General features: G+C 67.6%; 20 protein-coding genes. 15 read left to right on the top strand and 5 right to left on the bottom strand.

What is annotated here, in order from left to right; translation table 11 throughout:
* Positions 1-29: 29 nt before the first annotated feature.
* The 9 genes from AC1DTF_RS21935 to AC1DTF_RS21895 are packed head-to-tail and all read left to right on the top strand — an operon-like array spanning position 30 to position 9,735.
* Complete coding sequence (locus AC1DTF_RS21935) at positions 30-1,061, top strand: virulence factor Mce family protein (protein ID WP_477475605.1); 1,032 nt, start codon at positions 30-32, stop codon at positions 1,059-1,061.
* Entirely contained in the window at positions 1,058-2,425 is a 1,368-nt protein-coding gene (locus AC1DTF_RS21930) for a virulence factor Mce family protein (RefSeq protein WP_477475604.1), read from the top strand. The genes AC1DTF_RS21935 and AC1DTF_RS21930 overlap by 4 nt, the downstream gene beginning before the upstream one ends.
* The gene (locus AC1DTF_RS21925; protein ID WP_477475603.1) at positions 2,425-3,750 is read left to right on the top strand and encodes an MCE family protein; all 1,326 of its coding nucleotides are present in this window, start codon (positions 2,425-2,427) and stop codon (positions 3,748-3,750) included. Before AC1DTF_RS21930 ends, AC1DTF_RS21925 begins: the two co-directional genes overlap by 1 nt.
* Entirely contained in the window at positions 3,747-4,874 is a 1,128-nt protein-coding gene (locus AC1DTF_RS21920; RefSeq protein ID WP_477475602.1) for an MCE family protein, read from the top strand. The genes AC1DTF_RS21925 and AC1DTF_RS21920 overlap by 4 nt, the downstream gene beginning before the upstream one ends.
* Position 4,875: 1 nt before the next feature.
* Positions 4,876-6,342 carry an MCE family protein gene (locus AC1DTF_RS21915; protein ID WP_057165722.1) on the top strand — a complete coding sequence of 489 codons (1,467 nt, stop codon included), beginning with the start codon at positions 4,876-4,878 and terminating at the stop codon, positions 6,340-6,342.
* Complete coding sequence (locus AC1DTF_RS21910) at positions 6,306-6,944, top strand: tetratricopeptide repeat protein (protein ID WP_057165723.1); 639 nt, start codon at positions 6,306-6,308, stop codon at positions 6,942-6,944. The genes AC1DTF_RS21915 and AC1DTF_RS21910 overlap by 37 nt, the downstream gene beginning before the upstream one ends.
* Positions 6,941-7,579, top strand: coding sequence for a hypothetical protein (locus AC1DTF_RS21905; protein WP_477475601.1), 639 nt, complete (start codon positions 6,941-6,943; stop codon positions 7,577-7,579). Before AC1DTF_RS21910 ends, AC1DTF_RS21905 begins: the two co-directional genes overlap by 4 nt.
* A gap of 10 nt (positions 7,580-7,589) precedes the next feature.
* Positions 7,590-8,489, top strand: a complete 900-nt coding sequence (locus tag AC1DTF_RS21900; protein ID WP_477475600.1) for an alpha/beta fold hydrolase — start codon at positions 7,590-7,592, stop codon at positions 8,487-8,489.
* The gene (locus AC1DTF_RS21895; RefSeq protein ID WP_477475599.1) at positions 8,479-9,735 is read left to right on the top strand and encodes a WS/DGAT domain-containing protein; all 1,257 of its coding nucleotides are present in this window, start codon (positions 8,479-8,481) and stop codon (positions 9,733-9,735) included. Before AC1DTF_RS21900 ends, AC1DTF_RS21895 begins: the two co-directional genes overlap by 11 nt.
* Here the strand turns inward: AC1DTF_RS21895 and AC1DTF_RS21890 are convergent.
* Together AC1DTF_RS21890 and AC1DTF_RS21885 are read right to left on the bottom strand one after the other, a co-directional pair.
* Positions 9,732-10,130: a RidA family protein gene (locus tag AC1DTF_RS21890; RefSeq protein ID WP_477475598.1), complete on the bottom strand. Its 399-nt coding sequence runs from the start codon at positions 10,128-10,130 to the stop codon at positions 9,732-9,734. The genes AC1DTF_RS21895 and AC1DTF_RS21890 overlap by 4 nt on opposite strands.
* The gene (locus AC1DTF_RS21885; RefSeq protein WP_477475597.1) at positions 10,127-10,741 is read right to left on the bottom strand and encodes a TetR/AcrR family transcriptional regulator; all 615 of its coding nucleotides are present in this window, start codon (positions 10,739-10,741) and stop codon (positions 10,127-10,129) included. The genes AC1DTF_RS21890 and AC1DTF_RS21885 overlap by 4 nt, the downstream gene beginning before the upstream one ends.
* 24 nt (positions 10,742-10,765) lie before the next feature.
* Here AC1DTF_RS21885 and AC1DTF_RS21880 point away from each other — a divergent pair, with 24 nt between their 5' ends.
* Positions 10,766-11,515 carry an SDR family NAD(P)-dependent oxidoreductase gene (locus AC1DTF_RS21880; RefSeq protein WP_477475596.1) on the top strand — a complete coding sequence of 250 codons (750 nt, stop codon included), beginning with the start codon at positions 10,766-10,768 and terminating at the stop codon, positions 11,513-11,515.
* A gap of 46 nt (positions 11,516-11,561) precedes the next feature.
* Positions 11,562-12,062 carry a DoxX family protein gene (locus AC1DTF_RS21875; RefSeq protein WP_442928673.1) on the top strand — a complete coding sequence of 167 codons (501 nt, stop codon included), beginning with the start codon at positions 11,562-11,564 and terminating at the stop codon, positions 12,060-12,062.
* Here the strand turns inward: AC1DTF_RS21875 and AC1DTF_RS21870 are convergent.
* Both AC1DTF_RS21870 and AC1DTF_RS21865 read right to left on the bottom strand, forming a co-directional pair.
* Complete coding sequence (locus AC1DTF_RS21870; protein ID WP_477475595.1) at positions 12,059-12,949, bottom strand: NAD(+)/NADH kinase; 891 nt, start codon at positions 12,947-12,949, stop codon at positions 12,059-12,061. The two genes, AC1DTF_RS21875 and AC1DTF_RS21870, sit on opposite strands and share 4 nt — an antisense overlap.
* Complete coding sequence (locus AC1DTF_RS21865) at positions 12,946-13,941, bottom strand: SPFH domain-containing protein (protein ID WP_477475594.1); 996 nt, start codon at positions 13,939-13,941, stop codon at positions 12,946-12,948. The genes AC1DTF_RS21870 and AC1DTF_RS21865 overlap by 4 nt, the downstream gene beginning before the upstream one ends.
* Before the next feature lie 80 nt (positions 13,942-14,021).
* Between AC1DTF_RS21865 and AC1DTF_RS21860 the strand changes: the two genes are divergently transcribed.
* The 3 genes from AC1DTF_RS21860 (at position 14,022) to AC1DTF_RS21850 (ending at position 18,033) form a co-directional block, all read left to right on the top strand.
* A complete protein-coding gene (locus AC1DTF_RS21860; protein ID WP_477475593.1) occupies positions 14,022-14,720 on the top strand; it encodes an NUDIX hydrolase in 699 nt (232 codons plus the stop codon).
* 50 nt (positions 14,721-14,770) lie between these two features.
* A complete protein-coding gene (locus tag AC1DTF_RS21855; RefSeq protein ID WP_477475592.1) occupies positions 14,771-16,516 on the top strand; it encodes a DUF3556 domain-containing protein in 1,746 nt (581 codons plus the stop codon).
* A gap of 110 nt (positions 16,517-16,626) precedes the next feature.
* Complete coding sequence (locus AC1DTF_RS21850; RefSeq protein ID WP_477475591.1) at positions 16,627-18,033, top strand: aldehyde dehydrogenase family protein; 1,407 nt, start codon at positions 16,627-16,629, stop codon at positions 18,031-18,033.
* Positions 18,034-18,037: 4 nt separating this feature from the next.
* On the opposite strand, the gene AC1DTF_RS21845 is transcribed toward AC1DTF_RS21850, so the two are convergent.
* The gene (locus AC1DTF_RS21845) at positions 18,038-18,835 is read right to left on the bottom strand and encodes a FadR/GntR family transcriptional regulator (RefSeq protein ID WP_057165734.1); all 798 of its coding nucleotides are present in this window, start codon (positions 18,833-18,835) and stop codon (positions 18,038-18,040) included.
* A gap of 189 nt (positions 18,836-19,024) precedes the next feature.
* Between AC1DTF_RS21845 and AC1DTF_RS21840 the strand changes: the two genes are divergently transcribed.
* Positions 19,025-19,719, top strand: a 695-nt coding sequence (locus AC1DTF_RS21840; RefSeq protein WP_477475590.1) for a thiolase family protein, incomplete at its 3' end; no start/stop codon positions are given.

Raw genomic sequence — 19,719 nt, 5'->3', positions numbered from 1 at the left:
CCGATACCGAGAAGGAGAAGCCAACAGTCATGAAAGACAATCTGGGGGGCGCCATCTGGCGGCTCACCATCTTCCTGGCAGTGTGTCTGCTGGGTGTCTTCGGGCTGTTCGCGATCTTTTCCCAGCTGCGGTTCGGTGAGACGGAACAGGGCTACCGCGCCGAATTCACCAACGTCGGCGGCATGGAGCCCGGCGACTTCGTCCGCATCGCCGGTGTCGAGGTCGGCAAGGTCGGCGATATGAAGATCCGCGACGACGGCACCGTCCTGGTCAACTTCACCGCCGATCAATCCGTGGTGCTCACCGAAGGCACCCGCGCGGTGATCCGCTACGACGATCTGATCGGCGGCCGCTACCTCGGCCTGCAGGAAGGCACCGGCGACACCTCGCGCCTGCAGCCCGGGTCCACGATCCCGTTGTCCCGCACCGCACCTCCGCTGGACCTCGACGCGCTGATCGGTGGTTTCCGCCCCCTGTTCAAGGCCCTGGAGCCCGATCAGATCAACGCGCTGTCGGGCCAGCTGATCAGCGCGCTGCAGGGCCAGGGCGCCACCATCGGGTCCTTCCTCACCCAGACCGCGGCACTGACCAACACCCTGGCCGACCGCGACCAGCTCATCGGTGAGGTCCTCGTCAACCTGAACACCGTGCTGGGTTCGCTCGGCGACCAGAACGAGCAGTTCGCCAAAGCCGTTGACGGACTCTCGGAATTGATCGACGGGTTGGCCGCACGCCGCACCGATATCGCCAACGGCGTCGCCTATGTCAGCGAAGCGGCGGGCAGTATCGCCGATCTGCTGCAACAGGCCCGGCCGCCGCTGGCGAAGACCGTCCAGGAAACCGACCGCGCTGCCGGCATCGTGGTCGCCGATCACGAGTACTTCGACAACCTGATCAACACCCTGCCCGATGCGTATCAGGCATTGGCGCGACAAGGCATCTACGGTGACTTCTTCAGCTTCTACCTGTGCGACATCGTCCTCAAACTCAACGGCAAGGGCGGTCAGCCCGTGTACGTGAAGGCGGCCGGGCAGAACAGCGGGAGGTGCACCCCGCGATGAAGTCTTTCGCAGAACGTAACCAGTTCATCGTCGGCGCAGTCGGTCTCGCGATCATCGCGGCGATCGTGCTGGGCGCGCTGAACTATGACAAGCTGCCGTTCCTGAGCCAGGGCAAGGACTACTCCGCCTATTTCGCGGAAGCCAGCGGCATCCGCGACGGCGCGACCGTGCAGGTCTCCGGTATGCGGGTCGGCAGCGTCTCCGGTGTGGAGCTGGACGGCCGGCAGGTGCTGGTCAAGTTCAAGATCGACGGCGACGTGCGGATCGGGGATCGCAGTGAGGCCGCGGTCAAGACCAAGAGCCTGCTGGGCACCAAATACCTGGAGGTCACCCCGCGCGGTGACGGCTGGCAGGATGGCACCATCCCGCTGGATCGCACGACGCCGGCCTACCAACTGCCCGACGCGCTCGGTGACCTGTCCGCGACCATCAGCGGCCTGAACACCAACCAGCTGTCGGACTCACTGCGGGTGCTCTCGGAAACCTTCGCCGACACCCCACCGGAGCTGAGGGTCGCCATCGAAGGGGTGTCCCGGTTCTCCGAGACCCTCAACGAGCGTGACGCCGAATTGCGGGGACTGCTGGGCAACGCCAACAAGGCCACCACGGTGCTCGCCGAGCGCAGCGACCAGATTGTCGGGCTGGTCCGCAACAGCAATGCGCTACTGGCCGAGCTGCAGGCGCAAAGCGCTGCCCTGGACGCGATCTCGGGCAACATCTCCGCGCTGAGCCGCCAGTTGCAGGGCTTCATCGCCGAGAACGACGAGACCCTGAAGCCGGCGATCGACAAGCTCAACGGTGTGCTGACCATCCTGGACAACCGCAAGGAACGGCTGCAGAAGTCGCTGAAGCTCATCGGCGACTACGCCATGTCACTGGGGGAGTCGGTGTCGGGCGGACCGTTCTTCAAGTCCTATGTCGCCAACCTGCTCCCGGGACAGTTCGTGCAGCCGTTCGTCGATGCCGCGTTCTCCGATCTGGGTCTGGACCCCAACGTGCTGCTGCCCTCGGAGCGCACCGATGCGCAGGTCGGTCAGGCCGGCACCCCGGCCATGCCGGTGCCGTTCCCGCGTACCGGGCAGGGCGGCGATCCGCGACTGACGCTGCCCGACGCCATCACCGGCAATCCCGGCGATCTGGGCTGCGGCCCGCCCGGGATCCCGCTGCCCGGCCCGACCGGTTGCTACCCGTACCGCGAGCCGATCCCGGCCCCGCCGCCGGGCGGACCGCCGCCGGGACCGCCCGCGGTGGCCCCGCCGGGGATCGCGTCGACCCCGACGCCTCCGGGCCCGGTGTACGTGCCCGCCCCCGGTGAGCCCGCGCCGCACGGTGCCGGATCCGGCGCAGAACCGGGAGTTGGCTGATGGCAACGCCTTCCAAGCCGCGCACGCGGACGTTCCTGGCGGTGGCGCTGGTCGCTCTGCTGGCCGCCGGCGTGTTCGTGATGATCAAGGTCAGTGACACCATCAACCGTGTCAACGTGGTCGCGTACTTCGACAGCAGCAACGGCATCTTCGTGGGCGACGACGTCGTGATTCTCGGCGTGCCGGTCGGCCAGATCGACAAGATCGAGCCGGAGCCCGAACGGGTGAAGATCTCGTTCTGGTACGACGCCCGCCACAAGGTGCCCGCCGACGTCAACGCGGCGATCCTGTCGCCGATGCTGGTGACCTCCAGGGCAATCCAGCTGACCCCGGCCTACTCCGAGGGCCCGGTGCTGGAGAATGACGCCGTCATCGAGCAGAGCCGCACCGTGGTGCCCGTCGAGTACGACGATGTCCGTGAACAGCTGCACCGCATCACCGAGACCCTGCAGCCCACCGAGCCCGGCGGGGTGAGCGAGCTGGGCGCGTTCATCAACACCACCGCGGACAACCTGCGCGGCCAGGGGGCGGACATCCGCGCCACGCTGGTCAAGCTGTCCCAGGCGATTTCGGCCGTCGGTGATCACAGCACCGATGTGTTCGCCACGGTGAAGAACCTGTCGATCCTGGTGTCGGCGTTGCGGGACAGCACCGACGTGATGCGCCAGCTCAACCAGAACCTGGCCTCGGTGACGGGCACGCTGGCCGACAATCCCGACGAGGTGGGCGCCGCGGTGCAGGACTTGGCCGACACCGTCGGCCTGGTGCAGAACTTCGTCGCCGAGAACCGCGAAAGTCTGGGCACCACATCGGATCGGCTGGCCGGGGTCACCCAGGCCCTCAACGACAGCCTCGGCGACGTCAAGCAGTTCCTGCACGTGGCGCCGACCGCATTCCAGAACTACATCAACATCTATCAGCCGGCGCAGGGCGCGGTGTCGAGCGTGCCGGTGATCAACAACTTCGCCAATCCGATCAGCTTCCTGTGCGGTGCGGTACAGGCGGCCTCGCGACTGGGCGCCGAGCAGTCCTCGAAGCTCTGCGTGCAGTACCTGGCGCCGATCATCAAGAACCGCCAGTACAACTTCCTGCCGATCGGCCAGAACCTCGCGGTCGGTACCCAGGCTCGCCCGAATGAGATCACCTACAGCGAGGATTGGATGCGCCCGGACTACGTCCCGCCGCCGGGCCCGGCACCCGCTGCGCCGCCGCCGGTCGGGGGCGCACCGGTTCCGGGTGGCCCGCCGCTGGCCGCCGAGGCGATGGCGACCAATCCGGCCGACGGCCTGCCCGGGCTGATGGTGCCGACGGGACCCGGATCATGAGGACAGCTGTTCGGGTCGCCGGCGCGGTACTCGTCGTCGCTGCTGCCGCCACCGGATGCCAGTGGAAGGGCCTTAACTCGGTGGCCCTGCCCGGTGTCGAGGGCGTCGGGCCGGGGGCCTACACCATCCAGGCGCAGATGCCCGATGTCGATCACCTGTCGCCGAACTCGCGGGTGCGCGTCGACGATGTGACCGTCGGCAACGTGACGAAGATCGAGCGGCAGGGTTGGAACGCGCTGGTCACCATGAGCCTCAACGAGAACGTCGTGCTGCCCGCCAACGCAACCGCGACCCTTGGCCAGACCAGCCTGCTCGGATCGCAGCACATCGAACTGGCGCCGCCCACCGCCACCGCACCCGAAGGCAGGCTGAAGGCGGGAGCCCTGATCCCGCTGGAGTCCAGCGGTAGCTTCCCGACCACCGAGCAGACCCTTGCCGCGATCTCGTTGCTGCTCAACGGCGGTGGCGTCGGCCAGGTCCAAGACATCACCACCGCGCTCAGCACCGCGTTCACCGGCCGTGAGGCCGACCTGCGCAGCTTGATCGAACAGCTCGACCTTTTCATCACCTACAACAACGATCAGAAGGACGACATCATCGCCGCGGCCGAGAGCCTGAACTCTCTGGTCGGTCAGGTCGCCGAGCAGAAGCCGGTGGTGGACAAGGCATTGAAGACGATCCCGGATGCTCTCGAGGTGCTCGCCGATCAGCGCGAGATCCTGGCCGAGGCGCTCGCCCAGCTCGGCAAGTTCAGTGCGCTGGCCGCCGACGCGACGAGCCAGACCAGGGAAGCGCTTGTCGCCGAGCTCAAAGCGCTCGGCCCCACCCTGGAACAGCTGGCCAACGCCGGCCCGGCGCTGACCCGCGGGCTGAGCTTCCTGACGACCTACCCCTTCCCGAAGGAAACCATCACCAACTGGATGCGCGGTGACTACGCCAACCTGACGCTGGTGGTCGACCTGACCCTGAGCCGCGTCGACCAGGGTCTGTTCACCGGCACCCGCTGGGAGGGTGACCTCACCGAGCTGGAGATGCAGTGGGGCCGCACCATCGGCCAGCTGCCCAGCCCGTACACCGGGGTGAATCCGCTACTCGCGCCGTACCGGTGGGATCAGGGGCGATGACATGATCCTGACCAGACGAATCCTCATCCAGATGGCGGTCTTCATCGCCATCTCGGTGATCGCGATCGGCATCATGGCCTTCGGGTACATGCGGCTGCCGAACCTGCTGTTCGGCGCCGGGCATTACCGGGTCACCCTGGAGTTGCCCGAGACCGGGGGCCTGTACCCGCGCAGCAATGTCACCTACCGCGGATCCCAGGTGGGCCGGGTGGAGGAGGTCGGACTCACCGATCGGGGCACCGTCGAAGCGAAACTCTCGCTGACCGATGACGTGTCGATCCCGGCCGACCTGGAAGCCGCGGTGCACAGCCAGACCGCCGTCGGTGAGCTGTTCGTGGAACTGATGCCACGCAGCGGCGAGGGACCCGCACTCCGCGACGGCGATGTCATCCCGCTCGACCGCACCACGGTGCCGATGGACGTCAACACTCTGCTGGACGCGACCAACCGTGGGCTGCAAGCCATTCCGGGGGACAACCTGCGCACCGCCGTCGACGAGGCCTACCTCGCGGTCGGCGGACTCGGGCCGGATCTGTCGCGGCTGGTGAAGGGATCCACCCAGCTGCTCATCGATGCGCGGGCCAATCTGGACCCGCTGACCACGTTGATCGACGAGTCCAAGCCGGTGCTCGACACCCAGACCGACACGTCCGGAGCCATCCGCGCGTGGGCGTCGAACCTGGCCACCATCACCGGCGAACTGCGCGAGCACGACGACGCGGTGCGCGGCCTGCTCGAACGTGGCCCCGGCGCCGCCGAGGAGGTGCGGGCACTGCTGGACCGGCTGCAACCGACGCTGCCGATCGTGCTCGCCAACCTGGTCAACGTGAACCAGGTGGCGATCACCTATCAGCCCGCGCTCGAGCAGCTGCTGGTCCTGCTGCCGCAGGGCACCGCCACCACCCAGGCCACCGGTACCGCCAACCGGCACACCAAGCAGGACTACAAGGGCGCGTACCTCAACTTCAATCTGAACCTCAACCTGCCGCCCGCCTGTACGACCGGCTTCCTACCGCCACAGCAGCAGCGGGTCGCCAGCCTGGAGGACTACCCGGACCGGCCGGCCGGCGACCTGTACTGCCGCGTCCCGCAGGACTCCGCGTTCAACGTGCGCGGTGCGCGCAACCTGCCGTGTCTGACGGTGCCGGGCAAGCGCGCGCCCAGCGTCGCGATGTGCGAGAGCGACGAGAACTACGTCCCCCTCAACGACGGTTTCAACTGGAAGGGCGACCCGAACGCCACCATGTCGGGGCAGGCCATTCCGCAGATCCGGCCCGGGACACCACCTGCGGAAACGCCGCCGGCACCCGTTGCCGCGCCGCCGCCGGTCGCAGCCGCTGAATACGACCCGGCCAGCGGCACGTACGTTGGACCGGACGGGCAGGTGTACACCCAATCGAACCTGGCCCGCACCGCGAACGAGGAGCAAACATGGCAGACGATGCTGCTACCCCCTCCGGGGAAGTGAGCGAGTCCGCTTCCGAAGCTGACGTGACAGCCGCCGACGAGAACCTCGAGACGCCCGAAGACGTTGCGCCCGAGGAGTCCGATGAGGCTGTCGTCGCCGAACCTGCCAAGCCCGGCGTCTCGCATCTGAAGCTGGCGACGATCGTCGGACTCGTGGTGGTGCTCGCCCTGGCCGGTCTGGTCGGCTGGCTCGGTTTCCGCGCTTACGAATCGCAGAAGCTCGAGGCGCAGCGTCAGCTGTTCCTTCAGGTCGGTCGGCAGGGTGCCATGAACCTCACCACGATCGACTGGGAGCATGCCGAGGCCGATGTGCAGCGCATCGTGGACTCGGCGACCGGCACCTTCTACGACGATTTCCAGCAGCGTGCAGGGCCGTTCATCGAGGTCGTCAAGCAAGCGCAGTCGAAGTCGGTCGGCATGGTGACCGAGGCGGGCCTGGAAACAGAATCCGATGCCGAGGCCCGGGTGCTCGTCGCGGTGACCGTGCAGACGTCCAATGCCGGTGCGGCCGAGCAGCAGCCGCGGCTGTGGCGGATGCGCGTCACCGTGCAGGATGTCGGCGATGACCAGGTGAAGGTGTCCAACGTGGAGTTTGTGCCGTGACCGAGAAGAAATCCGAAGCCGAGGTGACCGACGCCGAGTCGACTGCCGTCGAACTGGATCAGCCCACCGAGGTTGCTGACGCCGCCGACTCGATCGAGCCGGCCGAGGAAACCGAACCCGCCGACGAGGTCGCCGCACCGGCGAAACGATCCATCCAGTGGCCGCGGGTGCTGGCCTACGGGATCCTGCCCGGCCTGGCGCTGATATTGGCGCTCGGCGCCGGATTCCTCAAATATCAAGACAATTCGGTGCGCGACGGCGACAGCGCCGCCGTCGAATCCGTGCAGGTGGCCAAGGACAGCACGATCGCGCTGCTGTCCTACAAGCCCGACACCGTGGAACAGCAACTCACCGATGCCCGGTCACTGCTGACCGGAGACTTCCAGCAGGCCTATACCGATCTCACAACCGACGTCGTCATCCCGGGCGCCAAGGAGAAGCAGATCTCCGCGGTGGCAACGGTTCCGGCGGCCGCCGCGGTGGAAGCCGAGCCGAATCGCGCGGTGGTGCTGGTGTTCGTCAACCAGACCGTGGTGGTCGGCGCCGACGCTCCGACCGATACCGCGTCCAGCGTGCGGGTCACCCTGGAGAAGACCGGTGACCGCTGGCTGATCTCCGGTTTCGACCCGGTCTAGGCGATCACAATTGTCCGGCCAGATCGAGATTACCGGCGATGACGTCACGCTGCGCGCACTGACCTGGGGTGACTGGGAGAACACCGATGCCCCGGTTGCGGTGTGCCTGCACGGTTTTCCCGACACCGCGCACGGCTGGCGCAAGGTGGCCCCGCAGCTCGCGGCGGCCGGCTGGCGGGTGGTGGCCCCGTTCATGCGTGGGTATTCGCCGTCCTCGCTGTCGGCTGAGGGCAGCTATCACGTCGGTGCCCTGATGGACGATGCGCTGCGGGTGCTCGACGCGGCCGGTCCCACCGGACGCGATGTCGTCATCGGCCACGACTGGGGCGCCATCGCCGCCACCGGTCTGGCGGCCATGCCGGACAGCCCGTTCGCCAAGGCCACCATCATGTCGGTGCCACCGTCGGCGGCCTTCCGTCAGCGTTCCGATGTCGCCCGCCTCGCCGCCCAGCTGCCGCGTCAGTTGCGGCGCAGCTGGTACATCCTGTTCTTCCAATTGCCTTGGCTGCCGGAGCGTTCGGCGGAGCGGGTGGTCCCCAGGCTGTGGCGGGACTGGTCTCCGGGGTATGACGGTGCCGAGGATGTGCGCCTGGTGCTCGACGCGATCGGGTCCCCGGAGCACTGGCGAGCGGCGCTGGGCTACTACCGGGCGACGGTGCGCAACAGTCGTCCACCGGCCCGCTACGCCGAGCTGCACCGGCACTGGCTGTCCGCACCCCTGCTACCGACGCTCTACCTGCACGGCAGCGACGACGGTTGTGCGTCATCGGATTACACCGAGTGGGTACGGCCCGTGCTGCCCGCCGGCAGCGCGGCCCACGTCATAGACGGCGGCGGGCATTTCCTGCAGCTCGACCAGCCCGCTGCCACGGCGGAGCGCATCCTGGATTTCATCGGAAGTGTCCGCTAACCGGCTGACCGCGGTCGACGCCCAGATGTTCTGGATGTCGGCCAGGATGCCCAACGACACTTTCCTGCTGTACGCGTTCGACGGTGTCCCGGCGGATCTGGACGCCGCGATCGGTCAGCTGATCGCCAATGCCCTTACCAGCCCAGACCTTTCGCAACGCGTGGATGACAGTTCGCGGTGGCTGTACCCGGCCTGGGTGCACCACGAGGTCGGCGCGGCACACTTCACCGTGCACGAACTGGCCGACACTTCGTGGACGGGATGCCTGGCAGCGGTGAGCGCCCTTGTCGGCAATCAGCTCGATCCGACCGTGATGCCCTGGCGGTTGCACCTTTTCGCCGGTGTGCGGGACGTTCCCGGCGTCGAGGGCGAGGGTACCGTCGCGATCCTGCAGATCACCCACACCCTCGGTGGCGGCGGACGGACCTGCGGGCCGGCCTCGGTGATGTTCGGTGGGTCCACGGTGGTCGCGCCGGTGACACCCGTGCACGCCAGTCCCGCCCTGCTGCTGTGGCGCAGCGTGCAGGCCACCCGCGCCTACCGGCAGCTGGTGGCCGACACCGAAGCCGGTGTGGTCCCGCCCCCGGCCGCGCCGTGTACTCCGTTGCCTACCAATGACAATCCGGTCGGCCCACAACTCATGCGCACCCTGGTGCGGGACCGTGATCAGCTCACCGGCGCGACCGTGACGGTTGCCGCGCTGTCGGCGATCTCCGGGGCGCTGGCCGGTCAGCTCGGCGCGTTGGGTGTGCCCGTGGGTGCGCTCGGTGCCGAGGTCACCATGGCCAAGCCGGGTCCGCGCCAGGCGTACAACCATTTCGGCACCGTGGGTGTGGGGCTGCACCCGCAGCTACCCGTCGAGCAGCGCATCGAGGCGATCACCGCCGATCTGACCGCCCGCAGGCAACGCGCGGCCCATCCGGCGATGCGCGCCTCCGAGCGTGCGTTCGACGCCACCCCGGCACCGCTGTTACGTTGGGGGATAGGCAAGTTCGATCCGTCGATACGGTCGGCGACGGTCACCGGCAACACCGTGGTGTCCAGCGTCAACTGCGGGGCAGCGGATTTCACCCTCGGTGGCCGGCCGGTACGGCTGGCCGCGGCGTTCCCTGGCCTGTCGCCGATGGTGGGGATCACCCACTGCGTCACCGGTGTCGGCAGCACCATCACGCTCAGTGTGTACGCCGCCGAGTCGGCGATCGGGGACATCGACGCCTATCTGGACCGGCTGGCGTCGGCGCTCTAGAGGACCGCGGTGGCGGTGAGCTCCAGGAGCTGGCGGGGATGGATGAATCCCGAGCAGCCGATCCAGGTGCTCGTCGGACGGTGCTCGCCCACCCAGTCGCGCAGCATCGGAAGGCATGCCGACAGTGCGCTCAGATCGGTGGCATAGACGGTCCAGGCCACCAGGTGAGTCCGGTCGGTGCCGGCGGAACGCAGCGAGCGGTCCAGCACGTCGAGCACGAAGGCCAGCTGCTGTGCGAGATCCTCGCTCACCACCTCCAGTTCGGGTGTCAGCGGCGCGATTCCGGATACGTACACGGTGCCGTTGGCGACGACGGTCTGAGCGATGCCCAGGTCATCGAAGAGTTGCGGCGTCAGGTAACCGATCTGCGGCACCGACCGGACGATGTCGGTCATGCGCCGGCCCCGTTCGCTCGCAGGGCGTCGATCCCGAGGTCCAGGGAGGCCTCCAGGTAGCCGAGATCGCCGGTGGCCAGCAGGATCCCGACCCCACCCTGGATTCCGGCCAGCAGGGCGGCGGCCGTGCGTTCGGCGTCGATTCCGGCGGCGACCTTGCCCTGATCCTGCATGGTGCGCACCCCTGCGGTGATCTCGTCGTGCCAGCGCCGCATCAGTGTGGCGGTGACGGCCTGGGCGCCCGGGGTGCTGCGCCCGATCTCTGACATCAGCATGCTCAGTGGGCAGCTCTGACCCTGGCGGCGATAGCGGTCCACCACCGCGTCACGCCAGCGTTGCCATGCCGCCCACGAGTTCAGGGCGCCCAGGTGAGGCTGCTGGTCGGCCAGCACCTGTTCGGCCTCGTGTTCTGCCACGGCCAGCAGCAGTTGCTCCTTGCCGTCCGGGAAGTAGTGGAACAGTTGGCTCTTGGACGTGTGGGTGCGGGCGCGGATGTCATCGAGGGTGGTCAGAGCCACCCCGCGGTCGCGGATCTCGGCCGCGGCGCCCTCGATGATGCGCTGCCGGGTGGCCGCGCCCTTCCTGGTCAAAGTTTGGACTTGCAGGTCCATTTTTATCGGCCTACATATGGACTCATGAGTCCAAAGAATACGCGGCTTGCGGGCCGCACAGCACTGGTCACCGGCTCCACCGGCGGTCTGGGCGTCGCCATCGCGCACGCCCTCGCCGCCGAGGGGGCATCCGTCGTCGTCACCGGGCGCAACAAGGATCGCGGTGACGCCGTCGTGGCCGAGATCCAAGCCTCCGGTGGCACCGCGACCTTCGTCGCCGCCGACCTCGGCGCGGGCGAAGCCGAGATCCGGCAGCTCGCCGAGGCGGCCGGACCCGTCGACATCCTGGTGAACAACGCCGGTATCTGGTCCACCCCGGAACCCACCGAGCAGATCTCCGAGGCCACCTTGCTGGAGTCCTACCGGGCCAATGTGATCGGGCCGTTCCTGCTCACCGGAGCGCTGGCCCCGGCGATGGCGCAGCGCGGGCACGGAGCGGTGGTCAACATCGGCTCCATCACCGGCCTGATCGGCGGTGACAAATCGGCGCTGTACAACTCGACGAAGGCCGCCGTGCACTCGCTGACCAAATCGTGGGCCGCCGAGTACGGGCCGTCCGGGGTGCGGGTCAATGCCGTCGCCCCCGGGCCGATCGCCACCGAGCGGGCCGCCGAGTCCGCCGATCACGTGGCGCCGGTGCTGGCCCGCATCCCGTCACGGCGGATGAGCACGCCCGAGGAGGTCGCCGCGGCGGTGGTCTTCCTGGCCGGTGACGACGCCGCGAATATCCACGGCGCGGTGCTCAGTGTGGACGGGGGCTGGGCGGCGACGTAACAGATGGCCTAGATTCTGTTACGTGGCTGATTCTTCTTCTTATGATGTGGCGCTCCTGCTCCTGCGTGTTGTTCTCGGCCTGACCATGGCTGCGCACGGCTACAACAAGTTCTTCGGGGGCGGGCGCATCCCGGGTACCGCGGGCTGGTTCGACAGCATCGGCATGAAGCCGGGCCTGTTCCACGCCCGCGTCGCGGCCAGCACCGAGATCGCTGCCGGCCTCGGTCTGGCGCTGGGCCTGCTGACACCGGTGCCGGCCGCCGGGTTCGTGGCGCTGATGCTGGTGGCGGCGTGGACGGTGCACCGGCACAACGGCTTCTTCATCGTCAAGGAGGGCTGGGAGTACAACCTGGTGCTCGCGGTGGCCGCGGTGGCCATCGCCGGCACGGGCGCCGGCCGCTACAGCCTGGACCATCTGCTGTTCTCCGGTACCGATATCGCGTCCTGGCTCTCGGGCTGGTGCGGCCTGGCCATCGCTGCGGGTCTCGGTCTGCTCGGCGGTATCGGCCAGCTGGTCATCTTCTTCCGCCCACCGGCCAAGGCCTAACGCACCAGCCGCAACCGGCGCGGCGCCGGCCCGACCGTCACCCGCTGGCCCCACGACAGCGTCAGGGCGTCGGCCTCCACCCCGTCGCCGAAGGCCACCAGCCGGTCGGACTCGACATCGATGCTCAGTTCGGCCGCGGTCAGGTCGCCCTCGACCAGCGCGGTGCCGGTGGCCGGTGAGGGCCACGGTTCGCGGACGAACCACACCAGCCGCGGATCCGACGGCGCCGGCAGCGCCAATGCGCTCTGGCGTTCCTGCCATACCGAGCGGCACCAGCCGGTGGCGCCGGTGCCGGTGGACACGATGACCCCGGACGACGCCTGCCGTTCGACCTGTCCGCCGGGCAGGTTGAGGGTGTAGCGCGCGGTCTGGTGCCCGGCCTGGCCGACGAAGATCTCGTTGACGGCCATCAGCCGCTGCCCGTCGTCGGTGCTCGCCTGCACCATGGTGCGCCACTCGAACTCGGTCTCGGCGTGTGCGGCGGCGCGCATCAGCGGCACCGCCGCGTCGGGGGAGTGGGTCACCAGCACACCGGCATTGCGCCCGGGTTCGGGATCGACACCGATCACCGGCTGGCCGTCCAGGTACTTCGCGACGTTGGCGACCAATCCGTCCTGCCCGACGGCCAGCACCACATCGCCGGGCTCGAACAGGAAGCGCGACAGGTCCGTCCGCTCCACCCGGCCGCGCCGCCAGTCCACCGGGATTCCGGCGGCGATGGCCGCCAGCGCGGATTGCACACGGTCGTGCCGGGTCTCGAGTTCGTCGATGCTGCGGCCCCGGTTGCGCAGGAAGAAAGCCGCCTGCCCGTGGGTGCCGTGCGTGGCGAGAGCCTCGTCGAGTTCGGTGCGGCGGTGCACGATCACCGCCCGGGGTGGGAGCGTCATGGCGCCCCCAACCGGGCCAGCACGGGCGCCAGCAGATCCGGTGTCAGCACCAGGGATTGGATGTTGGGCAGATTGGCCGCGAGTTCCTTGACGGCCAGACCCAGCAGCGTGGCATCGCTGATGTCGCGATAGGCGGCCAGCCGCGCGGCCTCCGCGGCCGCCTCGGCCTCACCCACCAGTCGCGCCGCCTGGGCCTGCGCCTCGGCCAGGGCCACCTCGCGGCGTGCCTTGGCCTGGGTGGCGATCTCGTCGGAGGCCCAGGCCTCCTGGGTCTTCAGCCGTTCGTTGGCACCGTTCTGGGCGACCAGTTCCTCTTCGCGGCGGGCGAGTTCGATCTTGGTCTGCAACTCGTTCTCCCCGATGGCCCGCTCCCGCTCCACCGCCAGTGCGCGACGTTCGAACGTCGCCTTGTCGGCGTCCTGCTGCACCATCTCCCGGGTCGGTGTCTGCAGTGCGCGTTCCACCTCGGGTTCGGGGCGGATGGCGACCACCCGTACCCCGATCACGGCGATACCGGTCTCGGTCAACCGCGGGTCGGCGGTCAGGCCCCCGCTCATCCGTTCGCGGACCGCGCTGATCCCGTCGACCAACGCCGCGGTGAGGGTGGTGCGGGCCAACAGATCCAGCCCGTGCTGCTGGGCGGACTCGGTCAGTAGACCGGCCACCTGCTCCAGTGGTGCTGCCCGCCAGTAGCCGGTGTCGGTGTCGATCGCGAAGTCGATACGAGCTGCGGCCAGCGCGGGGTCGACGATCCGGTAGGTGATCGTGGCCTGCACGGTGACGTCCTGGAAGTCGGCGGTCCTGGCGTGGAACAGCAACGGCAGTTCGCGGTCGTCCAGTGGGATCTCGGACATCGCCGCGGTCAACGGACGGAACCAGAACGCCAGGCCGGCGCCGTCGTGACTGAGCTTGCCGCGACGTAGTGCCCGGATGTGAGCAGTGGGCTCCACGCGCAGATGACGGATCAGTGGGTAGCGGGTGATGACGGCCATGGTGGCCACCTCCTTTTATCGTCAGATCGACGATAATCCGGACTCTGGCTTTACGTCAAGATGACGATTAACCTGAGGTGGTGCCGCGCTACGACCCGAGCGATTACCCGTCGGTGGCGGTCACCGTCGATCTGGTGGCCCTGACCATCCGCGAGGACTCGCTATGCGCGCTGGTGGTCCGCCGCGGTGAGGAGCCGCATGCCGGTCGGTGGGCGTTGCCGGGTGGGTTCGTGCGTGCCGACGAGGATCTCGATTCCGCGGCGGGTCGGGAACTGGCCGAGGAAACCGGAGTCCCGGCCGCGCGGCTGCATCTCGAACAGCTCGGTACCTATGGTGCGCCGCAACGCGACCCGCGGATGCGGGTGATCACCGTCGCCTATCTCGGCCTGGCGCCCGATCTGCCGTTACCGACCCCGGGCGGTGACGCGGCGGGCGCGCGGTGGGCGCCGGTCGGGGAGCTGTCGGAGTCCGCGCTGGCCTTCGACCATGCCGCGATATTGGCCGACGGCATCGAGCGGGCCCGTGCCAAGATCGAGTACACCCCGCTGGCGACCACCTTCTGTGCCGACGAGTTCACCGTTGCCGAACTGCGCAGGGTCTACGAGATCATGTGGGGCACAACGCTGGACAGCCGTAACTTCCACCGCAAGGTGACCGGCGCCGCCGGGTTCCTGGTGCCGGTCGGGCGGACCACCGGGCGCGACGGCGGGCGTCCGGCTCAGCTGTACCGCCGCGGTGAGCTGCGGCTTCTGCACCCGCCGATGATGCGCAGCGGCTGAGATGGCCGAACTGCTGGCCCCAGACTAGAACACGTTCTAGTCTGACCGGCATGGGATTCCTCAAGCAGACCACTCCCGTGATCGATTTCGAGGAGTGGAGCAAAGGCACCCGCGCCGAGCGGATCGTCCCGATGGCCCGGCACTGGGCCGAGGTCGGGTTCGGTACGCCCGTCGTGCTGCACCTGTTCTACGTCGCCAAAATCCTCGCCTACATCCTTGTCGCCTGGGTGTTGGTGCTCGCCAGCACCGATGGTCTCGGTGGCTTCACCGACGTCACCGCCTGGTACAACGAGCCGATCCTCTATCAGAAGGTCGTGTTCTACACGATGCTGTTCGAGGTCGTCGGCCTGGGCTGCGGGTTCGGCCCGCTGAACAACCGGTTCTTCCCGCCGATGGGGTCGATCCTGTACTGGTTGCGGCCCAGGACGATTCGACTGCCACCCTGGCCCAACCGCATCCCGCTGACCAAGGGTGATGCGCGCGGTCCGGTGGACGTGTTGCTCTACGGGGCATTGCTGGTGATGCTCGTGATCGCGCTGTTCTCGCAGGGCACCGGTCCCATCCCGGAACTCGGCACCGAGGTGGGCGTGCTGCCGGTCTGGCAGACCGCGTCGATCCTCATCCTGCTTGCCCTCGCCGGCTTGCGCGACAAGGTGATCTTCCTGGCCGCCCGCGGTGAGGTGTATGCGTCGCTGTCGGTGTGCTTCCTGTTCAGCGGCGCCGACATCATCATCGCCGCGAAGCTGGTTTGTCTGGTGATCTGGATGGGGGCGGCCACCTCGAAACTCAACAAGCACTTCCCGTTCGTCATCTCCACGATGATGAGCAACAACCCCGTCTTCCGGTCGCCCGCCATCAAGCGAAAGTTCTTCGAGCACTTCCCCGATGACCTGCGTCCCGGTCGGGCATCGCGTTTCATCGGGCACTTCTCCACCGCCATCGAAGGGCTGGTGCCGCTGGTGCTGTTCTTCAGCCACGGGGGCTGGGCGACGGCCATCGCGGCGTTCGTCATGCTGGTCTTCCACTTCGGCATCCTGAGTTCGATCCCGATGGGGGTGCCGCTGGAATGGAACGTCTTCATGATGTTCAGCGTGCTGGCGCTGTTCGTGGGTCACTCCGGTATCGGACTGGGCGACTTGTCGAGCCCGTGGCCGATCGTGCTGCTGGTGGTGGTTGCCGGCACCGTGGTGCTGGGAAACCTGTTCCCGCGCAAGGTGTCCTTCCTGCCCGGTATGCGCTACTACGCGGGTAACTGGGACACCTCGCTGTGGTGCATCAAGCCCTCGGCAGATGCCAAGATCGCTGCCGGAGTCGTCGCGATCGCCAGCATGCCCGCCGCGCAGCTGGAGAAGTTCTACGGCAGCAAGGAGGCCGCCCAGATCCCGATGTACATGGGATATGCGTTCCGCTCCTTCAACACTCACGGCCGCGCACTGTTCACCCTGGCGCACCGGGCGATGGCCGGGGGCAACGAGGACGACTACACCCTCACCGACGGTGAGCGCATCGTCAGCACCGCCATCGGGTGGAACTTCGGTGACGGCCACATGAGCAACGAGCAGTTGGTGGCGGCGCTGCAGACGCGCTGCCATTTCGAACCGGGGGAGGTGCGCATCGTCATGCTCGACGCGCAGCCCATCCACCGGCAGACCCAGCAGTACCGGCTCGTCGACGCCGCCACCGGAGAGTTCGAACGCGGTTACGTCAAGGTCGCCGACATGGTCACCCGGCAGCCGTGGGATGACACCGTCCCGGTTTACGACGTGCAGACACCGGGGCGTACGAGCGCTTCGTGAAGTAAGCGACACGCTTGGTCCCGAACCTCTGGACGCCTTGTACTTACGCGCATAAGCTCGCGGTGATGTGTCGCGTCGGTGCGGCCCGGTAGACGTAAAGGTGACTGACCTTGAGCAACTCCATTGCGGTCTTCAATCCATCGAACGAGGAGCAGATCGCCGAGGTCCCCGATTCTGACCAGGCCGCCGTCGACGCGGCGGTGGCCCGGGCGCGGGACACCTTCGAGTCCGGGGTGTGGCGCAGGCTGCCCGCCGCGCATCGCGCCGAGGTGCTGTTCAAGGCCGCCGGGATCATCAAGCGGCGTACCGAGGAACTGGCCGAGATCGAGGCTCGCGACAACGGCATGAATGCGGTTGCCGCACAGCAGATCATCAAGGTCGCCAACGAGATGCTGATCTACTACGCCGGCTGGGTCGGCAAGATCCACGGCGAATCGGCCAACCTCGTCTCCGACGGCCTGCTCGGCCATTTCGAGGAGTACCACACCTTCACCCAGCTGGAGCCCGTCGGCGTGGTCGGCCTCATAATCCCGTGGAACGGCCCGTTCTTCGTCGCCATGCTCAAGGTTGCGCCGGCGCTCGCGGCGGGCTGCAGCGCGGTGCTCAAGCCCGCCGAGGAAACCCCGCTGTCGGCGCTCACGCTGGAGGAGATCTTCCGTGAGGCGGGCCTGCCCGACGGCGTGCTCAACGTGATCACCGGCTACGGGGAGACCACCGGCGCGGCGCTGACCGCGCACCCCGACGTCGACAAGATCGCCTTCACCGGGTCGACGGAGGTGGGCCGGCTGATCGTGGCGGCCGCCGCCGGCAACCTCAAGCGACTGACCCTGGAACTCGGCGGGAAATCGCCGTTGATCATGTTCGACGATGCCAACCTGGAGAAGTCGATCATGGGTGCCGCCATGGGGCTGCTCGCCGGATCCGGGCAGAACTGTTCCTGCACATCGCGGATCTACGTGCAGCGCAAGATCTACGACCAGGTCGTCGAGGGGCTTGCCGGGTTCGCGCAGATGCTGCCGATGGGCGGATACGAGGATCCCACCTCGGTGCTCGGGCCGCTGATCAGTCAGAAACAACGCACCCGCGTCGAGGGCATCGTCAACGACGGGGTGGCCGGTGGCGCGGAGGTGATCACCGGCGGTAAGCCGTTGGACCGAAAGGGGTATTTCTACGAGGCCACCATCATCACCAACGCCACTCCGGACATGCGGCTGATCAAGGAGGAGATCTTCGGACCTGTCGGCTCGGTGATCCCCTTCGACGAGGAGGAAGAGGCCGTCGCCGCGGCGAACGACACCGAGTACGGACTGGCCGGCGCCATCTGGACCGAGAACCTCAGTCGAGCCCACCGTGTGGCCAATGCGCTTCGTGGGGGCCAGATCTGGGTGAACTCCGCCCTCGCCGCGGACCCTTCGATGCCGATCTGCGGACACAAGCAGTCGGGCTGGGGCGGCGAGCGCGGCAAGAAGGGCCTGGAGGCCTACTTCAACACGAAGTCGGTCTACATCGGGATCTGAACTGTCAGATCATCACATCGCGGACCTTGACCGACTCCATGCCCTTGAGCAGCAGCTCGCGTGCGGTGTCGAGGTGCTTGCGCCAGTGCGCCTCGGCGGCCTCGCCGTCACCGGAGCGCATGAGGGTCATCAGCCGCTTGTAGGACCGCATCAACAGGTCGTAGTCCGACTTGGACAGCGGCCGGTTCTCCTTCATGGCGAAGGCGGTGTGCCGCACCGTGATCTCGTGCAGCATGCCGGCCATGATGGTCAGCGTCGCGTTGCCGGACAACTCGACCACGCGCTGATGGAAGTCGCCGGTGGTCTCGGCCATCCGGCCGGTCTCGCGTCCGGACGGCACGTGTTCGGCGATCATCGTGTCGAGTTCGTCGAACGCCTCGACGTTCCCCAACTCGGTGAGCAACCGGACCGCCATCGGCTCGATCCCGGCGCGCGCCGTCATCACATCGGCGATGGTGGCCCCCGACAGCTCCAGCAGCAGGCCCGCCGGACGGGCCACGATCTCCGGGCCCGGCACCCGCACCCGCGCGCCGGTGCGTGAACCGCGGCGTACCTCGACGAGACGCTCGGACTCCAGCACTCGCACCGCTTCGCGCAGCGTCGGACGGCTCACCCCGAAATGGGCCATCAGCTCGGCCTCGTTGGGCAGGAAGTCGCCCTCCTTGAGCTGGCCGTCGACGACCATCCGGCGCAGCGTCCCGGCGACCAGTTCCGCGGTCTTCGGCGACCGGATGGGCGCTCCGGCCACCGCCGGCACGGCACTGCGGCCGATCATCGGCGAGAGCGGGGTGCTGCCGGCCACGGTGAGACTCCTCGGTAATAGGCTGGAGGTAGGTATTCAACTCAGTAAACCATGTCGGCAAACCCGGTGCGTGCACCCGCGTTCATCCGCCATCTACCAACCAGTAGGTTGACCTAGTAAACCTTCTGTTCTAGGTTCGATTTAAGTCCATCCGTATAAAAACGCCAACCATCTTCGAAGGAGAAGTCCATGGCTGAAGCGGTCATCGTCGAGGCAGTTCGCTCACCAGTCGGCAAGCGCAACGGCGCCCTGTCGGGTGTGCATCCCGCCGAACTGTCGGCACAGGTCCTCAACGGCCTGGTGCAGCGCGCCGGGATCGACCCGGGGCTCGTCGACGACGTCATCTGGGGAACGGTCATGCAGGCCGGCGAGCAGGCACTCGACATCGCCCGCACCGCCGTGCTGGCCGCCGGTTGGCCCGAGACCGTCCCCGGTGTCACCGTGGACCGCCAGTGCGGATCCAGCCAGCAGTCGCTGCACTTCGCCGTCGCCGGTGTGGTGGCCGGTCACTACGACGTCGTCGTCGCCGGTGGTGTCGAGTCCATGTCGCGGGTCCCGATGGGCTCTTCGCTGGCCAGCGGCGGGCACCCCTACCCGGAGGCCTTCCTGGCGCGGTACGACCACAAGAGCCCCAACCAGGGCGTCGGCGCCGAGATGATCGCCGAGCAGTGGGGACTCTCGCGTACCCAGCTCGACGAGTTCTCCCTGAGCTCACATGAGAAGGCTGCCGCCGCACAGGATTCCGGTGCCTTCAAGGACCAGATCGTCGGTATCAAAGCGAAGGATGAGCACGGGGAAAGCACAGTTCTGGAAGACGGCGGCATCCGTCGCGGCGGCACCATCGAAGGCCTGGCCAAGATCAAGCCGGCCTTCAAGGAGGACGG

It is taken from the genome of Mycobacterium sp. P4_H6 (genome assembly GCF_056400845.1).
This window is presented reverse-complemented; position numbering and strand designations above follow the sequence as displayed.